The organism is Kitasatospora sp. NPDC007106, assembly GCF_040634455.1.
GTDB classification, from domain to species: domain Bacteria; phylum Actinomycetota; class Actinomycetes; order Streptomycetales; family Streptomycetaceae; genus Kitasatospora; species Kitasatospora arboriphila.
Map to the genome: position 1 here is coordinate 1 of NZ_JBEYFP010000715.1, position 2988 is coordinate 2988.

Annotated in this window: 3 protein-coding genes and 1 pseudogene; 2 read left to right on the top strand and 2 right to left on the bottom strand. The window is 76.8% G+C overall.

The annotated features are described in order from the left end of the window. Window positions 1–268 (top strand): annotated as a pseudogene (locus tag ABZ641_RS31255) (two-component sensor histidine kinase); the annotation flags it as partial. After that, complete coding sequence (locus tag ABZ641_RS31260; RefSeq protein ID WP_344623717.1) at window positions 265–912, top strand: response regulator transcription factor; 648 nt, start codon at window positions 265–267, stop codon at window positions 910–912. The pseudogene ABZ641_RS31255 and the gene ABZ641_RS31260, both read left to right, overlap by 4 nt. Before the next feature lie 15 nt (window positions 913–927). Here the strand turns inward: ABZ641_RS31260 and ABZ641_RS31265 are convergent, their stop codons facing one another. Both ABZ641_RS31265 and ABZ641_RS31270 read right to left on the bottom strand, forming a co-directional pair. Next, the gene (locus ABZ641_RS31265) at window positions 928–1989 is read right to left on the bottom strand and encodes an ABC transporter ATP-binding protein (protein ID WP_344623718.1); all 1062 of its coding nucleotides are present in this window, start codon (window positions 1987–1989) and stop codon (window positions 928–930) included. Window positions 1990–2206: 217 nt separating this feature from the next. Next, window positions 2207–2988 (bottom strand): ABC transporter permease (locus tag ABZ641_RS31270; protein WP_359987259.1); only part of this gene is annotated, 782 nt, incomplete at its 5' end.

The following is a 2988-nucleotide window of genomic DNA, read 5'->3' on the forward strand; positions in this document are numbered from 1 at the left end:
CGTCCAGGAGGGCGTCACCAACGCCCTCAAGCACGCGCCCGGCACGCCGATCCGGGTCCGGGCCGCGGTCGACGCCGGCCGGCTCGACCTGCACTGCGCCACCGCCCTGCCCGCCGGCGGACACCGGCAGGGCCGCACCGGCCGCGGCGGCCGGGGACTGCGCGGAGTCCGGGAGCGGGCCGTGCTGCTCGGCGGGGCGGCCGAGGCCGGCCGCAGGGACGGTGACTGGGTGCTGTCCGTCAGCCTGCCGATACGGTTGGCCGAATGATCGACATCCTGCTGGTGGACGACGAGGAACTCGTCCGGACGGGGCTGCGGGCCGTCCTGGAGGCCCAGGGCGACCTGCGCGTGGTGGGGGAGGCGTCGGACGGCGCCGAAGCGCTCGGCCTGGTCCGCTCGCTGCGGCCGCACGTGGTGCTGATGGACGTCCGGATGCCCGAGGTCGACGGCCTCACCGCGACCCGCGCGATCCTCCGCGACACCGACGCCCCGCCGCGGATCCTCGTCCTCACCACCTTCGAGAACGACGACTACGTGTACGAGGCGCTGCGGGCCGGCGCCGCCGGGTTCCTGCTCAAGCGGGCCCGCCCGGCCGAGATCGTGCACGCCGTCCGGCTGGCCGAGGCCGGAGATTCGCTGCTCTTCCCTGCTGCCGTCCGCCGGCTCGCGGCCGGCCGGAACGACGCCGGGGCCGCCGCGGCCCTGGCCCGCGCGGCGCTGACCGCCCGCGAGGCCGAGGTGCTGCGGCTGATGGCCCGCGGCCTGTCCAACGCGGAGATCGCCGCCGAGCTGGTGCTCGGCGTCCAGACCGTCAAGACCCATGTCAGCGCCGTCCTCGGCAAACTCGGCGCCCGCGACCGCACCCAGGCCGTCGTCACCGCCTACGAGTCCGGCTTCGTCACGCCGGCGTGAGCGGCGGTCCCGGCATCAGGCCGGGTAGGCGTGGGTCTGGGCGGCCTTGACGGTGGCCCAGACCTCGCGGCCGGGGGCCAGGTCGAGTTCGGCGGCGGCGCCGGGGGTGAGGTCGGCGGCGAGCGGGAGCGGGCCGGTGAGGTCGACCCGGATCCGGTCGCCGTGCAGGTCGAGGCCGGCGACGGTGAGCGGCCAGGCGTTGCGGGCGCTGGAGTCGGGGCGGCCGCGGTGCAGGGTCACCGCGTCCGGCGGGAAGGCCACGAACGCCTGGCCGGTGAGCTGCTCGGTGGTGGCGAGGGCGGTGCCGTCCGGCAGGGTGACGGTGCGTCCGTCGGCGGTGCCCCGGTACAGGTTGAGGCCGACCAGGCGGGCGATGTAGTCGGTGCGCGGGTGCCGGGCGATGTCCGCGGGCGTGCCGGACTGCACCTCTCGGCCGTCCTCGATCACCACCAGCCGGTCGGCGAGCACCATGGCGTCCAGCGGGTCGTGCGTGACGAGCACCGCGACGGCCTCGAACTCGGCGAGGTGCCGCCGCAGTTGCGCCCGGACGTCGAGCCGCGTCCGGGCGTCCAGGGCGGCGAGCGGCTCGTCGAGCAGCAGCAGCCGCGGCCGGACGGCGAGCGCCCGGGCCAGCGCCACCCGCTGCGCCTGGCCGCCGGAGAGGCTGCGCGGGCGGCTGGCGGCGTGCTCGGCCAGCCCCATCCGCTCCAGCCAGGGCCGGGCGGCCTCCCGGGCGGCGGCCTTGCGCAGGCCCCGGCAGCGCAGGCCGAAGGCGATGTTGTCGAGCGCGCCGAGGTGCGGGAAGAGCAGGTAGTCCTGGAAGACCACGCCGACCGGGCGCTCCTCGGCGGGGGTGTGCAGGCCGGCCGCCGGATCCTCCAGCACCGTGCCGTCCAGGGCGAGGCGGCCGTCGGTGAGCGGCAGCAGCCCGGCGAGGGCGCGCAGCGCGGTGGACTTGCCGGCGCCGTTCGGCCCGAGCAGGGCCAGCACCTCGCCGGGGGCGGCCGTGAGCGAGAGGTCGAGCGAGAACGCGGCACGGTCGACCCGCAGCCGGGCGTCCAGGGCGGGCGGGGTCATCTCGGCCCTCTCGTTCGGATCTCGTCGGATCGGCGTGCGGTGGCGGGCGCCCGGCCGGGCGTGCCGGCGGAGCGGCCTCGTACCGGACCGTACGTGGACGATCCGCCGGTGCGTCCGGGGTGGGGGCACCTCCCGGCTCCCTCGGGGCCGGGGGAGATGTTCGGCGTCGCGCGCCCGGCGAGATCCGAGCGAGAGGGTCCTGGGCTCCGGGGGTGGGTCACGGCGTCGACATCCAGCGTTCCCGCAGGCCCGCGAGGACGGCGATCGACACCGCGAGCAGGACGAGGCTGAGCGCGATCGCCGCCTCCGGCTCGGACTCCATCGCCAGGTAGACGGCGAGCGGCATGGTCTGGGTGCGGCCAGGGAAGTTGCCGGCGAAGGTGATCGTGGCGCCGAACTCGCCGAGCGCCCGCGCCCAGGCGAGCACCGCGCCGGCCCCGATGCCCGGGGCGATCAGCGGCAGGGTGACCCGGCGGAAGGCGGTGAGCCGGGAGGCGCCGAGGGTGGCCGCGGCCTCCTCGTAGCGCGGGTCGGCGGCGCGCAGCGCGCCCTCCACGCTGATCACCAGGAACGGCATGGCGACGAAGGCCTCGGCGAGCACCACGCCGGGTGTGGTGAACGGCAGGGTGATGCCGAAGGCCGAGTCCAGCCAGCGGCCGACGATGCCGTTGCGGCCGAGGACGAGCAGCAGGGCGACGCCGCCGACCACCGGAGGCAGCACCAGCGGCAGGGTGACCAGGGCCCGCACCAGCCGCCGGCCGGGCAGCTCGGTGCGGGCGAGCAGCCAGGCCAGCGGCACTCCGAGCACCAGCGACACCCCCGTGGCCGCCGTTGCGCAGATCAGCGAGAGCCTGAGCGCCTGCCACACCTCGGGGCTGGAGAGCTGCTCGGGCAGCGCGCTCCACGGCGCGCGCACCAGCAGTCCGACCAGCGGCAGGACGAGGAAGGCCAGGCCCAGCAGGGCCGGCAGGAGCAGGGCGTACGGCACCCGCCCGCCGC